13 protein-coding genes and 2 pseudogenes are annotated in these 16,403 nt (G+C 34.3%); all 15 read right to left on the bottom strand.

Annotation, left to right across the window (positions count from 1 at the left end; translation table 11 throughout):
* Positions 1 to 210: 210 nt before the first annotated feature.
* Positions 211 to 537 (bottom strand): hypothetical protein, encoded by a 327-nt coding sequence (locus SJY24_RS14645; RefSeq protein WP_377865138.1) that lies wholly within the window; start codon positions 535 to 537, stop codon positions 211 to 213.
* A 287-nt stretch (positions 538 to 824) separates the two neighbouring features.
* Entirely contained in the window at positions 825 to 1,736 is a 912-nt protein-coding gene (menA, locus tag SJY24_RS14640; protein ID WP_377865137.1) for a 1,4-dihydroxy-2-naphthoate polyprenyltransferase, read from the bottom strand.
* 158 nt (positions 1,737 to 1,894) lie between these two features.
* Positions 1,895 to 3,025: an RNA-guided endonuclease InsQ/TnpB family protein gene (locus tag SJY24_RS14635; protein ID WP_377865136.1), complete on the bottom strand. Its 1,131-nt coding sequence runs from the start codon at positions 3,023 to 3,025 to the stop codon at positions 1,895 to 1,897.
* A gap of 1,030 nt (positions 3,026 to 4,055) precedes the next feature.
* Positions 4,056 to 4,331, bottom strand: a complete 276-nt coding sequence (locus SJY24_RS14630) for a hypothetical protein (RefSeq protein WP_377865135.1) — start codon at positions 4,329 to 4,331, stop codon at positions 4,056 to 4,058.
* Positions 4,332 to 4,569: 238 nt separating this feature from the next.
* Positions 4,570 to 5,454, bottom strand: coding sequence for an alpha/beta hydrolase (locus SJY24_RS14625; RefSeq protein WP_377865134.1), 885 nt, complete (start codon positions 5,452 to 5,454; stop codon positions 4,570 to 4,572).
* A gap of 164 nt (positions 5,455 to 5,618) precedes the next feature.
* Positions 5,619 to 5,924: pseudogene (locus SJY24_RS14620) on the bottom strand (glycosyltransferase family protein); the annotation flags it as partial.
* Positions 5,925 to 6,108: 184 nt separating this feature from the next.
* Positions 6,109 to 7,044, bottom strand: a complete 936-nt coding sequence (gene mntA, locus SJY24_RS14615) for a manganese ABC transporter substrate-binding protein/adhesin MntA (RefSeq protein WP_377865133.1) — start codon at positions 7,042 to 7,044, stop codon at positions 6,109 to 6,111.
* Between the two features lie 17 nt (positions 7,045 to 7,061).
* On the bottom strand, positions 7,062 to 7,928 hold the full coding sequence (locus tag SJY24_RS14610) for a metal ABC transporter permease (RefSeq protein ID WP_002165479.1): 867 nt from the start codon (positions 7,926 to 7,928) through the stop codon (positions 7,062 to 7,064).
* Positions 7,925 to 8,674 carry a metal ABC transporter ATP-binding protein gene (locus tag SJY24_RS14605; protein WP_377865132.1) on the bottom strand — a complete coding sequence of 250 codons (750 nt, stop codon included), beginning with the start codon at positions 8,672 to 8,674 and terminating at the stop codon, positions 7,925 to 7,927. The genes SJY24_RS14610 and SJY24_RS14605 overlap by 4 nt, the downstream gene beginning before the upstream one ends.
* Before the next feature lie 367 nt (positions 8,675 to 9,041).
* On the bottom strand, positions 9,042 to 9,641 hold the full coding sequence (locus SJY24_RS14600; protein ID WP_377865131.1) for a DJ-1/PfpI family protein: 600 nt from the start codon (positions 9,639 to 9,641) through the stop codon (positions 9,042 to 9,044).
* 51 nt (positions 9,642 to 9,692) lie between these two features.
* Positions 9,693 to 10,677, bottom strand: a pseudogene (locus SJY24_RS14595) (phosphotransferase).
* A gap of 146 nt (positions 10,678 to 10,823) precedes the next feature.
* Positions 10,824 to 12,143: an aspartate aminotransferase family protein gene (locus SJY24_RS14590; RefSeq protein ID WP_001095744.1), complete on the bottom strand. Its 1,320-nt coding sequence runs from the start codon at positions 12,141 to 12,143 to the stop codon at positions 10,824 to 10,826.
* Positions 12,144 to 12,208: 65 nt separating this feature from the next.
* Entirely contained in the window at positions 12,209 to 13,633 is a 1,425-nt protein-coding gene (locus SJY24_RS14585; RefSeq protein WP_001098744.1) for a sodium:solute symporter family protein, read from the bottom strand.
* A 23-nt stretch (positions 13,634 to 13,656) separates the two neighbouring features.
* Positions 13,657 to 14,613, bottom strand: coding sequence for an agmatinase (speB, locus tag SJY24_RS14580; protein ID WP_000277798.1), 957 nt, complete (start codon positions 14,611 to 14,613; stop codon positions 13,657 to 13,659).
* 276 nt (positions 14,614 to 14,889) lie between these two features.
* Positions 14,890 to 16,263, bottom strand: a complete 1,374-nt coding sequence (locus SJY24_RS14575; RefSeq protein WP_377865130.1) for a sigma-54 interaction domain-containing protein — start codon at positions 16,261 to 16,263, stop codon at positions 14,890 to 14,892.
* Positions 16,264 to 16,403: the final 140 nt, after the last annotated feature.

Below are 16,403 nucleotides of genomic sequence, written 5' to 3'. Positions count from 1 at the left end.
AACATAGTTATATCAAGATAATAGCATGCTGATATAAAGATAAAATGCAGAGATAACTGTAATTCTTCAGCAAATAATGAAACTCATCTTGAATCGAAAGATCCATACAAAAACGCCATCCTTTCTGTATATTTCTACAAACAGGATAGCGTTTTTTCATATTAAAGGTAGAATTATAAGGTAATATCAATTATACGTAATACTTGATATTTAATTGATATTAGAACTTATTACTTTATATTTATCTTCTTTTGCAACATCTATAATTGCATCAATTTTTTGTTGTTCATTATTCAGCTCATGTCCTTCAATCCAAACTTTATATCCTATTTCTCCCACTACTCCAACTTTAGTTATAACAACATCTAACTGTTTTTCTTTTTGAAAATATTCAATAGCAGTTGCCTTTGCTTTTTCTTGAGTTTTTGGAAATTCTTTGTCACTTAATGGATCTTTCGTTGTTAATGTAATGTAAGAGACAAAACCAGCAATAATTAAAGTTATGGTAGAAAGTCCAATTAAAAATATTTTTTTCATTCTTCTTCATCCTTGTCTATCTTTTTTTAAAGATTAACATGTTATTTATCGTTTTTCAATAAAAAAATATTGTATTTTGTTATTTTTTTATTGAAAACATCTATAACTTAGACAAATATAAAAAGCATTCCTCTAACTATCCTGATCTTTATCTCAACTAATCTATTAAATAATGTAGATTTATAAAAGAGTTTGATCATTATTAAAGAAATACAAAAATAAAAACCCCAATTTCTCTATATTAAAATCGAGAAATTGGGGTTAAGTTTTTTAACAATATTTTTTATTTAAAACCAGTAACTAATTAATAATCCTGCCGATAATAAGAAGCCAAAAATCGTATTTGTCATCGCTGTTGATTTCATTGCGATGCGCATATACCCAGGATCCTTTGCTCCCTTTTGGAAACTTTGAATTGCAGAGATTGGCTTTCTCAAACCTAGGAACATAACTAATGCCCAAGGGCTTATATAACCCATTAATACAATCACCGCGATCCATAAATAAGCAATGAAAAAGGCTACAGCTAGTGTTACTATTGCTTTTTCTCTCCCAAGGAGGATTACCAATGTCTTTCTTCCACCTTTAATATCTTCTTCGATATCTCGGATGTTATTCGACATGTTGATTGCACCGACTAAAATTCCAATTGGAATGGAAATCAATATACTTTCAATCGTTATCGTATTCGTTTGAATAAAGAAAGCAATGAGTACAAAACATGTCCCCATTAACAATCCAGAAACTAATTCTCCAAATGGAGTGTACGCAATTGGTAATGGACCACCTGTATATAAATAGCCAACCGCCATCCCAATTAAACCAATGACGACTAACCACCAGCTGCTATTCATACAAATATAAATGCCAATAAATGCCGCTACCACATACAATAAAAGCGCAACTGTTAACACATTTTTCGGTTTCAATCCATGACGGACAATTCCACCACCGATGCCAACAGAATCAGCGGTATCTAGTCCACGTTTGAAATCATAGTACTCGTTAAATAAATTCGTTGCTATTTGCAATGCTAAACATGCAACCATCATCGCAATAAATAAAAGCCAATGAATGTCTGTAACATAAAGTGATGCCACTGTCCCTAAAATTACAGGAGAAAACGTCGCCGTTAATGTATGCGGGCGCGTCATCTTCCATATTAATTTAGCGGAACTAATTTCTTTTTCATTCCCCATAACTCTGTTCAATCTCCGATACGATAAACTTAACTAAATCTATACAATTCAATCAAATTTACACAAGTTAGTGCTTCATCGTGTTCTCGCAACCCCGAAGGGACGAGGGGTATAACACTCCACACGAGGCAGTATCGTTACCTCCTATTATCAAGCATTTATTTTACCCATCTTGATAAATTTATCGACGCATTTACATCCCTATCGTGATGGCTATTGCACCCAACACAACACCATTCACGTATTTTTAAACTCCACTGTCCTTCTGGTTGAACTGAATGGTCGTATTTTACTCCGCAACATGAACAAATCTTGCTTGAGGCGAACCATTTATCAGCTTTTACATACTCAATGCCATACTTCTCGCACTTGTATGATAAACATTGAAAGAAGAAGTTTAATTTTTGAAATGAAAATGCTTTCGATAGTTTTTTGTTTTTTAACAGGTTTGAGATAGGTAAGTCTTCCACAACAATTCTCATTGGTTTGGTTTTCACCAATTTAGCTGTTGCTTGATGGATATGGTTATTTCGGATATTTGTAATTTTCCTAGATAACCGCAGGTGCTCAGCTTTAGCTTTTTCATATCCCGCAGATTGAATTTTTACACCTTTTTTAAATCTCCTAGACATATCTCTTTGTGCTAACCTTTTCCTTTTCAAAAGTTTTTTAACCTTGGCATCTTTGTTTATATTTCGTTCTTTCATACCATTAGAAGCTACAAAAAGCTCTTTTAAACCAACATCCACACCAATCGACTCATTGGTTAGTTCTTGTAATTCAAAGTCTTCTTGGAATCCTACACTAATCCACCAGTGACGACCGTCAAATGTAACTCTTGGATTGGATGTTTTTTTGTTTCTTGGTAGTTGTTGGCTTGTTTTCACTTCTCCGATAGACTGAATATGAACTACTTTCTTTCCTATAACCAGTCTTTCATAATTGGCATAAAATCCTTGGATTAAATCTTTTTTGGATTTATAAGAAGTGTGAGAACCATTTTTGTACTTTTTGAACGAATTTTTCCTCGCCTTATCAAAATCTTTTGAAGCCTGTTTAGGAACTTGTGCGTTGATGTTATTTAACCACTCATATCTCTTTCGCTTCTTGATCTTTGTAAATCGTTTCTGTAAAGCTAACTGTGAAACAGATTTTCCAAATAGCTTATAGTATCTATCACTCATTCTTTTACAATAGTTATAAGCGAATCTTGCAGCACCAGCATGGTTTCTAAGCACTTGTTCTTGTTCAGGCGTTGGAATCAGTCTGACTTTCTTCGCCAATATCATCAGAATTTAACTCCTTTACTGTGCGATTATTCGGGCACTCATCTTTTAGATAATGAAAGATTGATTCTTCTGAATTGTAGCGTGTTCCATCAGCATTCTCCTAAGACTACTAGGATACAAACCTGTTAATTCCGATACTTGACTAACTCGTGAAAATTTCATTAATATTCTCACCCCATTGAATTTACCACAATGCATAGGTTCGGTAGCTTCAATTGGATTTGATAGATTTAATTAAATTTATCTCGTTCAACTAAGGGCGCAATTCCTTAGCCAGTTCTCTTATGAACTTCTCATGTTTTCACATGAGCGCAGACTATATGTTTATCTCTTTAGAGATAGAGGATTTTTCCATCACCATAGGCTTGTGATGTACTCTCGTCAGTTATACGAGATAGTCGTTGAACGTTCATCTTATCCATTTTGACTTAGATGATTCGAGGCGGAAGACCCATTGTTCTAGTGTTTAGGATTTAACCTTACACCATCTGATTGATTTTTTCTGCTTTCGCAACATTCACGCTCGCTATTTCTAGCCACGTTGTAGTTCAATCAGCTTTAGGGATTGCCCGCAGTTAACCCTCACTACTAGCCAATCACTTGACTAGCAGGGCTTACTGATATATTTAATTAACTTTCGTTATAATTGGTTAAATAAATCGTAACAGTTAGTTACCCTACATTTAAGTATAAATTACTAGCAGTATCTTTCTATCTATTTCCTGCTTCACATCTATTATATCAAAAAATGAATTGGTAATAGAACTTTCATGCTCTTGCTTACACCATAAATTTGCATCAAAATATTTTTTTTTCTAATATGGGGGGTACCCCTAATACCCCAGAAGAAAAAGAAGAGTTTGAATCCTTTAACGTACAGGGCGTTCCATATATCATTGTAAAAGATCATGAAAATAACATTCAAAAATTAATTCTTGGATTCAACACTCAATCATTAGAAGAGGCTATTTTATAATAATCATCTCAAAAAAAGAAACGAACAAAAATGTTCGTTTCTTTTTTATGGTGTTTAATGCTCAAGAAAACTTATAATCGCATAAGTATATAGAACGACTAGAGCAAAGGCACATATTCCCATAATTATAATTGCTAGTGCGCTTTTCTCTTGTCTAAACCCTATAATTCCAAGAATAAATGCACTCAACATTGTTACCTTAAGCATTGTAAAAAGGTTGGGAATTGAATATCCACTCAACCAGGTAGAGAAACTTACAATTACAGAAAAAGAGAACAAAGTTAGAACAATAGATAATATATTAATGTGCTTCCCATACTTCAGTTGCATTTCGCTAGCCTCTTTTCATTAGTGAATAATAGGTAGGTGACTATATTTTTATTTTATTCTAAATTTTCTTGAAAATATATAACAAAAAGAAGAGGTTGTCCCAAAAGTCGCTGAATAGTTACTTTTAGGCAACCTCTTTTCTTTATTTTTTACTTTCCTCTAGTTTAGAGATCCTTGTTTCTTTTTCAGGTAACGTATCAAGAAAATCCATTGCTCAAATTCGAACAACGGACCTTCTTTATATGAACCAATTTAAAACATCCGCAGCAATCTCTTCCGGTCTATCCCAATGCATTAAATGCCCTGTATCTGTATAAAGCTTAGTCGTAATATCAATATGCTTCTTAAATTCCGCAATTTGCAATTCTCTTATTTCTAAATAATTATGTGGCAGATCACAATACAATAACAAAATATCGTTTTTAATTTTATGCGATTTCAACGTTTTATACACCGTATATTGAAACTCAATTACACTTCTAGCGGTATCGCCAGTAGCATGCCATTTCACTTTATTATCTTCTTCTCGCATTAAATCATAAACCGCATGTTCTATTAATGGTGACCACCTGCTGTAAACCATTTTTTCTGCTTGGATGAATGCTTCTTTACTGTCAAAAATATATTCATCAAAATCGTTTTCGTAATGAGTAATTTCTTCTTCTAATGATCGCGGTGGGCAATCTCCTTCTTTCGCATCTTTATATAGCTCCGTAAAATAATTTGCATTCATTTTGCCATGATGATAACCACCATCTAACAAAACCATTTTATTCACTTTTTCTGGACATTCTGCTGCATAGTGAAGCGCAACGCTTGCTCCCCATGAATGTGCTACTATATGAAATGTGTCTTTTCCTATCTGCTCAAGTAATGCTACTACCCAATTTGTTAAATGGGATGCACCGTAATCTTCATCCTTCCCAAAACTTGGTGTTTTCCCATGTCCAGGTAGATCAAACGATACAATATGATATTTATCCTGTAAAAGTTGCGCTATTTCGATAAAACTTAATTTTGTACTTCCTAAACCATGAAAACAAATGATTTGAGGATTTCTTTTATCCCCCCATTCACAAACACTTGCTTCATATTCGCCAAATTCTACAAAAAAGTGATTCATTTCTAATCTCCTCTAAGTATTAGATATAAATTAGTTTGAATACGAAATTATTTTTTTCTGTATAAATAGATTCAATAAAATTTTCCAAACCCCTTTTTCGTAAATGATTTTATAGAATACGAGAGTTAACTCTAGTTGAAAGCACGAAACGCTTATCATTTCAGTTAATGGTTAGACCACATCTTCACGCCTATGAAATGAATATAGTTTAATAATTGTAATATACGTTGATCATATGTGTGATTTCTCAAAGTTCTATTCAAACCATTTTTTGCTATTTGTTTTCTTTCTTGTACATGTTCCAAATAATACTCCGCTTTTTGTATAAACTCCGGTGCACTGTAAAATGTTTCTATTTCAACACCTGGTATGTAATGCTTTGCTACATCTGATCGTATATCAGTTAATTGAAAAGAACCTACAGCATTAATTTCAAACGTCCTATTATTTACTGAATATGCTTGGATATTTATAAGCACTGTTTATGTCCATTATGTTGAACTCCTCTCATTTTGGAAGCTGGCACGAAGGGAATAAAATTAGGTTATATTCAGCCTAATTATTAATCAGACATGATACATAAAAAAAGAGCCAATTCACATGAGTTGGCTCTTTCTGATTTTATAAAACTTCAATAGTTACACTAGATAGATTTTACTTTTGTAACCCATTAATAATTGTATCTGTATTCCATTTCATCATTTTCAAATACGTATCCCCATCCTCACCTGATTTACCTAGTGAGTCTGTAAAAATTGTCCCTCCAATTGGCACGTTTGTTTCTTTTGAAACAGTTTCCATGCTACGTCGATCTACACTTGTTTCAACAAATAAAGCTGGTACTTTGTTTGTTTGAATTACACTTACAACATCTCTAATTTGGTCTGGCGTACCTTGGTTTTCCGAGTTAATTTCCCAAATGTATCCCGTCTTCATATCATATGCTTTTCCAAAGTATTTAAAAGCACCTTCACTAGAGATTAAGAAACGTTTTTCTTCAGGAATTTGATGAATTCTATTCACTGTCTCATCGTGTAACTTTTGAAGATCTGCTACATACTTGTCGGCATTTTTAGTATAGAACTCTTTATTTTTAGGATCTTCTTTAATTAATGCCTTTTTCACATTTTCAGCATATACAATACCGTTTTTAATATTCATCCATGCATGTGGGTCTGGTTCTTTTTCTAATCCTTTTGTTTCTAAATAAATAGCTTCTACACCTTCACTTACTTTATAAACAGGTGCATCTTTTTCTGATTTATTTGCCGTTTTTAATAGTTTTTTAAACCATGCTCCGCCTTCTTCTAGGTTTAGCCCATTGTAAAATACCATATCTGCATCTGTCATTTTCATAACATCTTTTGGTAGCGGATCATATTCATGCGGGTTAGCTCCAATCGGAACAAGACTATGAATCTCAACTTTATCTCCACCAATTTGCTTCACCATATCATATATAATGGAGTATGTAGTTACAACTTTTAATTTTCCACTGCCCTCTTCTTTTCCATTGGTGTTACTCGAACACGCAGTTAATGCAAATACGAAAATACAAAGTATCGATAATAAAACATTTTTGAATTTCATCTTTATCCTCCAATCAATTATGACAACTCTGCTCTATTTTTTCTAATTTTGATAGCTCTCCAAAACAAACCTTGTGACGGTGAGAAAAAGAATGCCAATGCGAACAAGAATGTTGCGACAAGAACAATTGTTGCACCTGAAGCAAGATTATAAGAGAAACTAAAATATAGCCCTACTACAGATGAAAGTGCACCAATACCTGCAGCTAAATAAATCATGACCCATAAACGATTTGTTAATAAATACGCTGTAGCCGCTGGTGTAATAAGCATAGCGACAACTAAAATAATTCCTACAGTTTGAAGTGATGCTACTGTAACCATTGTAAGTAGAATCATTAAGCCATAATGAATCCATTTGTTCGGTAATCCGTAACTTTGCGCCATCGTTGGATCAAAAGTGGATACGAGTAATTCTTTGTAAAACAGCATCACAAGCCCGATAATAACCACTCCGATAATAAGTGTCATCCACATATCAGAAGAACGAACTGATAGGACATTCCCGAATAAAATATGATACAAATCAGAACTACTCTTCATAAAGGTAATTAAAATAATCCCTATAGCGAAAACAGATGTGAACATAATCCCTATCGCCATATCATGTTTAATTCTACTATTTTGACTTACAAATCCAATTCCAACTGCAGTAATAACACCTGTTAAAACCGCCCCTATGAAATAGTTCATACCGATCATATAAGAAAGTGCTACTCCAGGAAGAACGGCATGTGAGATCGCATCACCCATTAATGCCATACCTCGTAAAATAATAAAACATCCTATTACCCCACAAATCACTCCTACCATAACGGAAGTTAAAAGCGCCTTCTGCAGAAAACTGTACTGCGTTAATGCATCTATAAATTCTACAATCTTCATGATGAATGTACCCCCGTTGCATTATTAAACAATATTCCTTGATTCACATATGCTTTTGACATAACAGTTGGTTCTAATACTTGTCGTACTTCCCCGTAATGAATTAAGCTTCTATTCAGTAATAGTAATTTATCAAAATAGGACTCTGCTTTACTTAAATCGTGATGTACAACAACAATCGTTTTCCCTTCTATACGTAATTCTCTAAGAATTTTAATAATTGTCTCTTCACTTGTTACATCTATTCCAACAAACGGTTCATCTAAGAAAAATATTTCTGCCTTTTGCGCTAAAGCTCTCGCCAAAAAGACACGTTGTTGTTGTCCACCTGAAAGCTCACCAATTTGACGATTTTTAAACTCTTCCATTCCGACCTTTTTTAAACATTCATACGCCCAATCCCGATGCTCTTTCTTCGGCCTTTTCATCATCCCTAAAGATGGATACGTTCCAATTAGTACGACATCTATAACTGTGATCGGGAAATCCCAATCTATATCACTTCTTTGCGGTACATACGCAACATATTTTCTAGCGCTTCGAATATCCTCTCCAAGAATCCGAACATATCCCTTATCACTTGGGATTAAATCTAAAACAGCTTTCATTAAAGTAGATTTCCCCGCACCGTTTGGACCGATAATTCCAACGAGTTTTCCTTTTTCAATTTCAAAAGAAACGTTTTGAACTACTTGATTCCCTTGATAGGATACAAACAAATCTTTGACGATTATAGCCTCACTCATTTTTTGTGTATTCCCCCTTCTTTTTTTTGTTAATATAATTATTTTGCGCAAAGGCAACTTTTAAACAAAAAAATATAACATGAATGTAAATTCACACTTAAGTTTCCTTAAGGAAACTTTTTTATATGAGTCAAATTATATAAGCCGGATACAAATTTGTAAACTACTTTTTACTAATTTATGAATATATAATAAAAATCATTATCACTATGAAACAAAATACATGATCCATTCTATGCTCTTCCGGAAAGGATATTACTGTAAAAAATAGTAGTGCATAAACGAAAGAGCCAACTCATACGAGTAGGCTCTTTTTCTTTTAAAATATGTAATACGCTCTACAGCAAAAACTATAATTACAGTCAAATTACTTCCAAACAACACCTCGCCGCTCGTATTCCATTCTATATTCAACAGCAGCTGCAATTTTGGGACTTGCGAACCTTTCCGTAATCCAGAGACCTAAGTCAACTCCTGAAGTAACTCCTCTTGCAGTAATAACATTCCCTTGATCCACAATTCTATAAGGAAGAATTTCGGCCCCATATTGACTAATTTCACTCTGCGCCAAATGATGCATTGTTGCCTTTTTATCATTCAATATACCGGATGCAGCTAGTAACATACCTCCAGTACAAACTCCCGCAACAATCGTTCCTTCGTTGTGCATCTCTCTAATTTTTTTAGTCAAAGTACCAAGCTCAGCTTGCTTTCGCGCCCCGTGTTTAGCTTTATGATTCCAGCCACCACCAGGTACAATTAACAAATCTGGGCGATTATCCATTCGTAAAAAATCATGTAGTTTCACCGTCACTCCAAACGAAGTAGTAACCTCTTCCTTTCGTTCACTTGATACGAGTTCAACTGTAAACGGAGCCCCTTCTTCTATCGCTCTTTTCAGTACTTCAAAAGGTGCAAAGGAGACAAGTTCTCCAAAACCGTCAAACAATACAATTTGTATTTTCATTTTTGAACACCTCATATGCTTTGTTTTATAAATCCCAAAAGAGAAGAAATGTTATCTACAAATTAACAATGAAGACAGTCTTTCTCCTCTTATTTTATAAACTTTCAAATGTTCCTCTAACCGTCTCGCATCCTCTAACACACTTAGCGTTTTCTTCACAAAATTCCAATTCAAACTACCGGATAACCATAGCAGTGAAGAAAGTCTTTCATAATCATTTGAAGTTAAAATGTTACTAGCTTTATACCCTTCTAAAAATGCTCTAGCAACTTTCGAACATACTTTATGTGACTCTATTCCTTCTATCCGGGAATACCACTTTATTAAAAAGGCTACTCCTTCAATACGATCAACATAACTAATAGATTCAAAATCTACAATTCCTTTTACCTGTTGACTTGAGCCCCATAAAACATTCAAAGGATTTAAGTCTGTTTGTACAATAAACTCTAATTCACTCGTATATGCGCACTCTATATGATATTTAGCAAGATCTATATACTCCCGCAATTCCTTACATGCGCTTGTCTTGCTTTCTAACATATTAATAAACTCAACATACCCGTCCAAATGAGATTTCTTCTGAAAAATCGCGCTTTGAAATGCACTAGAAATATCATGAACCTTTCTTGCTTCCTTTCCAAAGACTTCTGCCATAGTTTCTGTACAATGAGTAACATGCTCCCCTTCAATCCAAGTAGACAATACAAATCGATACTGTTCATCATTCCAAGTGACAAATGTAAATGAATCTCCCACCCTATTCTCCTTAATCTGCATAAATGGTATTCCATGCTCTCGTAAATAATACGTAAACCGTACTTGCTCTTTCAATTGTTCATTTGATAACGTCCCAAAGGCCGGATTGATTGTTCGATTGCTATTCATAAACCGTGCAGAATACCGATTTCCATTCACCATGATTTTATAGTGTAGATCTGTATGCCAACTGTCCCTTATGTAATTCTTCTTCCAGTACTAATGAATGAATTTCTTTAAAATAATTCATTAATACATCTTTTATTATGTGTTTCACACTATTCTGCTTCCATGTAAAAATCTTTGGTGAGAGGTTTGTAAAGTACATCTAATTTACTCAAATGGATGCCATTTACTTAAATGTACTATACCATTCTCCTCTTTTTTCTCCCTCAATCTAACGAAATCTATTATTTTTTAATTCTACACCAAGACCTTCAACTCTTCCTCATATTCTGTAAGTGCCTCATCTAAAATTGCTAATCCATCATCAATCTGATCTTTGTTTATAGAAAGCGGTGGAATCATTCGAATTACTTCACTTGAATTTCCACAGAAGTAAAATAGTACACCTTTTTTTAATGCGATGTCTAATATTTTAAATAATCCCTCACCATTAGGTGTACCTGTTTCAGGGCTAATAATTTCAATTCCAATCATTAACCCAACAGCTCGTATACTTCCAATAACAGAATGTTTTTGTTTTAAGTTATACAATTTCCGAACTGCGTAAGCACCCATTTCTTTCGCATTTTCAACCAACCGTTCTTCTTTCATTACCTCAAGAGTTGCCAGTGCCGCTGCACATGCAATTGGATTCCCTCCGAAAGTTGTACCATGTGTTCCTAATGGCCACTGCTGCATCAACTCTTTTGACGCAACCGTTGCACTAAGAGGTAATCCTGATGCAATTCCTTTTGCGATTGCCATAATATCTGGTGTTACTCCAAATGTTTGTGCTGCGAACCATTCACCTGTACGACCAAATCCTGTTTGTACTTCATCAAAGATTAATAGAATTCCATGCTGATTACAAATTTCACGAACTTTCTTTAGCCATCCAGCTGGTGGAACAATATATCCCCCTTCCCCTAGCACAGGCTCTACAATTACACATGCAACCTCTTCTGGTGTAACTTGATGATTAAACAGAGTTTCAAAATCTCTTTCTAGTTTTTCAACACAGTGTTCCTCAGGATCAATCCCTTCCGGACAACCTTTAATATTTGCATATGGAATTTGATACGTTAGCCCATTAGGTTGCAAAAACTTACGATATTTACTTTTGGAAGTTGTTACACTTAATGCCCCCATTGATCGCCCATGGAAACACCCTAAAAAAGAAATAACATATGGTCTTTTCGTCACATATTTTGCTAACTTAATCGCCCCTTCAATCGCTTCTGTACCACTATTTGCAAAAAAGAAACAATCTAACTTAGGAGGCAATACCTTCCCAAGTTCTTCCGCAAGACATAAAATTGACTCATACATGATAACTCCAGATGGGCCGTGAGTCAGACACTCTGCACTATCCTTAATTGCTTGTACGACCTTTGGGTGACGATGTCCAACATTGGTCGTTGCAATACCTGATGTAAAATCAAGGTATTTCCTCCCATCTAACCCAAAATAGTAACATCCTTCTTCTTTCACGACCGGTAAATTCGGATGGTCTTTTGCCATACTTGGTGCTAGTAATTGTGGCATTCTTTCAATTAAATGATTCCAATTTGTATTCATTTGAACTCCTCCTTATCATTGTGCATCAGTTTCCCATTGCATATAAAAATCATTGATTCATCTGTTTATGCATCTACATCTGCATTTGTATGCTGTTCTTTCCACTCTTCATACTTTTCAAATTCTGGTGACGTTAAATACGAAATGATGAAAATTGATAAAACACTACATACCATCCCATATAAGATTGGATCTGTAGCCGAAAGACCTTGTACAATTAAACCAACTATCGTGACAATTGCACTTAAAATAATAGAGTAAAATGCCGCTTTGTCTGTTACGCGTTTCCAAAACAGCCCTAAAATTATCGGAAAGAATACCGATCCAGATAATATTGCATATGCAACATCTAACGCTACAATAACATCCTGAATCCAGACAGCGCTAATCATTACGAATATTCCGATAATTAATGTTAAAATTCTTGAAGTTCTAATTACAGCCTTTTCACTCATATTCTTAGATGTAGTACTTTTTATTATGTCGTTTACAATTAATGTTGAAGACGCTAATAGTGTTGCAGATGCAGTTGACATCAGAGCTGAAACAACGCTTGCAATGACAATCCCTAATAAGCCTACTGGTAAAATTGTAATGGCCATTGTTATAAACGCACTTTGTGGATCACTTAAATTTGGAAAAACTACAGCAGCGCACATGCCAATTATACTGATTGCAACAGCATATAAAAGACAGTATACCCCTGCGCCAATTGTACCTTTTTTCGCAATCCCTACAGTCTTGGCAGTAAAAATCCGCTGCCATATATCTTGGCCGATTAGTACCCCTAAACAATATAAGAGAAAGTACGAGAAAATTTTATCTCCACCAATGTTGGCTATTTCAAAATAACTATGTGGTAATTTTTCTTGAAGAGCAGACCAACCTCCAGCCTTATCTAAACTAAGAGGTAACATAATTGCAAATACTCCAATTGTCATTACAATAAACTGAAATATATCGGTCATCGTTACAGACCACATGCCCCCCAGTAATGTATACATAACAACTACACTACCGCCTAATAACATACAAAGTTTAATATCCCATCCTAGTAGTACATTTAATATAGTCCCCATTCCAATTACTTGCGTTACAGTAATCATCGTTACATATATAAATGTAATCAATGAAGTAATCACTCTTGTTTGTGAATTAAAACGTAATCCTAACAGTTCACTGATTGTAATTATTTTAAATCTTGATACTTTTTTCACTAAAAATATTCCTAATAGAATAATTCCGATTCCAATCATAACAACGAGCCATATCCCTGAAATACCAAATTCATATCCTAATCTTGCAGTTCCAATTGTAGATGCCCCACCAAGAATTACTGCGGCTAAACAGGCTAGATACATCACTAAACCTAAACTACGACCAGCAACCATAAAATCTTCAGATGTTTTTGCTTTCCTTGCCCCTATCAAACCAATACCAATAATAATTATAAAATAACCAGCCATTAGTAATATATCTACTGTATTCATAACATCCTCCTTTTCAATACATACTATGTTAACCTTACTAAATTACGTCTTTTTTGCATCGCTACAAGAGTAATCATTTCATATGCAATACTTGATGCTGCAATTGCTGTAATTTCTCCACTATCATACGCAGGTAACACTTCGACTAAGTCAAATCCAGCAATATGTAATCCATCTAATCCTTGCATAAGTTCCACTGCTTCAATCGTTGTAGGTCCACCAATTTCAGGCGTTCCCGTTCCGGGTGCGTATGCAGGATCTATAAAATCAATATCAAATGAAACGAAAGTTACTGCATCCTTTACTCGTTCATGAATTCTCCGTAACACTTCTGTATATCCAATTTTCCGCACTTCTCTCATTGGAATAACTTCAAAACCTAACTCTCTTGCATCCTCTATATCATTTGGTCCATACAAAGGACCACGCATTCCTACTTGAATAGAATGATCGACATTAATAAGCCCTTCTTCAACCGCCCGTCGAAATGGAGTTCCATGCATATATTTTTCTCCATAGTAATGATCCCATGTATCACTATGCGAATCAAAATGAACAAGAGCTATAGGGCCAAATTGCTTTGCGAATGCTCTTAAATTTCCTAATGAAATAGAATGATCCCCGCCTAATATAATAGGTACAATCCTTTTTTCTAATAAAGGTGTTAAACCTTCTACGATGTTGTCATATGTACGATGAATATTACCAGGTACAATATCTAAATCTCCATAGTCTACCCCTGAACAATAATCAAAAATATCAATTGCTTGATCTGGATTATATGGACGTAATAAACTTGAAAAATTCCGAATATGATTCGGTCCTAAACGCGCTCCCACACGATACGACTGTGCAGTATCAAAAGGAATCCCTAGCACTGCAAAATCTACATTTTCAGTAGTATTTTTTTGTTCTAGTCTCATAAACGTTTTCACTCCACAAAAACGAGGTGACATAGCAGAATCCTTAGGTTTATACATCTTCTCACTCCTACCATTTATTTTTCTACAACTTTAAATAAAATAAATCTTACATTAGGGTATTCTTTGCCTCATACTCATAAAGGTTGACTTATCAATTTATCCCCTACTTATTTTTCTTGTGCTAAATCTTAAAGCATTGAAAATAAGTATTTATATATAAGGCAATGTTCTCTCCTCCTTTGTATTGTTTATTAATGCAAATATCATGCCAATTCAGAAAAAAAGAAGAAGATGGACAAAAATGTTTCATCCACCTTCTCACCATTCATAACTTCAATTTATCTTATACTTCTTCAATTTTCTTACTACAGAGGGCTGACTTATCGCTAAATTCTCTGCTATTTTCACAGTCGTTTTATATTTTCTCTTAGCATCAAATAATACTTGCTTCTCTACCATTTCTAGTATTTCTGTAAGAGTTTGAGACGATTTTGTAACGAATTCATCACCACTCTTAGATTTATAGTAATCTGGTATATTTTCAATCGTAATAAGCTTTGAATGTGATGTAATCACGAGCCGTTCTATTATATTCATTAATTCTCTTACATTTCCTTTCCACTTTTGCTGTAATAAAATTTGTATGACCGCCTGATCCAATTCCCTCTCCCTTTTATATTGAGTACAAAATTTATTCAAAAATAAATAAATCAAATTCATAATATCTTGAGGTCGTTCACGTAATGGAGGAATCAAAATTGGTACAACGTATAAACGAAAATATAAATCTTGTCTAAATTTTTTATTCTCTACCAGCTCTTCTAAATCGCGATTTGTTGCGACAATAAGACGAAAATCTGCATTCTTCAGCTTTGTTCCACCAACTCGATAAAATTGTCTTTCTTCAATTAGCTTAAGAAGTTTTACTTGTTGTTCAAGTGAAAGCTCTCCTACTTCATCAAGAAACAAAGTTCCCCCATGAGCAAGTTCTGCAAATCCGGGTTTCCCATTTTTTTTCGCCCCTGTAAAAGAGCCAGCTTCATACCCAAAGAATTCAGCCTCAAATAAAGACTCAGGTATAGCAGCACAATTGACTTCAATAAAAGGTCCATATGTTCTTGGACTTTTATCATGAATATAACGAGCAATAGCTGTTTTTCCTACTCCTGATTCTCCAAGTAGAACTGTATTTACATCCACCTCTGCAACTTGATGTATTGTCTCCATTGCTTTATACATAGCAGGATCATCAGCAATTAGCCCTACTGATGTAATTTTTTCACGCAGTGCAAGTTGAGCTTCCTCTTTCACACGTTCCAGTTCCTCTTGCATATGATCTAAATATTTCTGAATTTCTATCAAATCCGAAACATCATAAGAGTAGCTTACAACTCGATATACTTCACCTTCCTCATCCAATAGGGGTACTCCTGTTACTAGCAATTTATTTCCTGTCTTTGTAAGCTGAACAACTGTGATTTTCTCTTTTTTTTGTATGATTAACGGTGTCACAATCGGAGTAATAATACCTGTTCGTTCCAATTCATAAATAGAAGCACCGATTAAACTTTCATACTTAATTCCATATCTATCAGCGGTAAATTGTGTCGCTTTTAGAATCGTCCCATTTACATCTGTTACGATTAAATCATCCATTAAAGATTCCAATATCGTCTCTGTTTCAGAAATAAATTCTGTATATAACAATTTTTCACCACCGTTCAAAATAAAGAAAATTCAGTCTATTTATTAATGAATATTTTATTTGATTTTGTATAGAAATGTAAAGCATAAGTTTTCTCATATTATTTTTCTTGCACTTGATACAACAAAAAAACCTCCCATTT

It is taken from the genome of Bacillus sp. R86525 (genome assembly GCF_042466195.1).
GTDB lineage: Bacteria > Bacillota > Bacilli > Bacillales > Bacillaceae_G > Bacillus_A > Bacillus_A nitratireducens.
The sequence above is the reverse complement of the archived record's forward strand: the minus strand, read 5'-3'. Positions and strand labels throughout refer to the sequence as shown.